Origin of the sequence: Teredinibacter waterburyi (assembly GCF_001922985.1) — a bacterium.
Lineage (GTDB): Bacteria > Pseudomonadota > Gammaproteobacteria > Pseudomonadales > Cellvibrionaceae > Teredinibacter > Teredinibacter waterburyi.
Genome location: NZ_MRUH01000059.1, coordinates 1 through 799 on the forward strand (window position 1 = coordinate 1; position 799 = coordinate 799).

Below are 799 nucleotides of genomic sequence, written 5' to 3' on the forward strand. Positions count from 1 at the left end.
TCGCGCAGCTCCATTTTACACAAACGCTCACAGCAAAAATTGCAGGTGAGCTTGGCGTTAGCGCTTAAACCATATGAATATTTACGAGAAATTGCTGAGTTGTTCTGAGGATGATGTTTTTGACCTGGTGACGTCAGATCCGGATCTAGAGACCGATGGCCCATGGGGTATAATTGAAAGGTTGAAAGAAAATTTCCCCGAATTAGAATCACTTCATTCGATAGTTGACGAGGGTGAACGAATAAAGGCAATCGATAAAGCTATCAAAGGTGAAACTGTTCTATTCGTTTCTCCATCGAATGGAACAGACGATTTGCTGTTTAAAATAGAGAAATTTACTGAAGTAGAAAGAAATATCAAATTGTATGGCTTTGCTTATGCAGTCAACTATATTCCGGTAAGCATGTTGCCGAATTTGTGGCGTACACCAGGAAATATGCTTGATGCAGCTATAGAGGAGTATGCCCGTACTGCAGTGCGGGGTGAAAAGTTTGGTATACGCAACTTACTCAAATCGTTCAACGAACTCGAAGCTTACGTGCTTAAACATTGGTGGCTCTTTACATTGGGGCTAGTTCTATTTCTATCGTTCGTGCTAATCAGGCGCTAACAAACGGCTCCACGCAGACGCCTAAACCTACGCTCTTTTTGTGGGTTGCGCTGCGCTTACTTTACCACAAAAAGCTCTCCGGTTTAGGCGCTGGTGAGCCGGGCGTTATGCGTGGTATTGAAAAAAGCGCTTTGTCGGTTGTAGGTTGTTGTCAGTTGTCTTTTTAGTTTGCGCCGCTCCAACAGCGGT

The 799-nt window shown here is 43.9% G+C and carries 1 protein-coding gene; it reads left to right on the top strand.

From position 1 onward, the window contains the following. The first annotated feature begins 73 nt into the window (after positions 1-73). Complete coding sequence (locus IDZ20_RS05755; protein WP_188150478.1) at positions 74-610, top strand: hypothetical protein; 537 nt, start codon at positions 74-76, stop codon at positions 608-610. Positions 611-799: the final 189 nt, after the last annotated feature.

Coding starts and splice junctions, on each gene's coding strand:
- IDZ20_RS05755 (WP_188150478.1), top strand. CDS start 74: ATGAATATTTACGAGAAATTGCTGAGTTGTTCTGAGGATGATGTTTTT.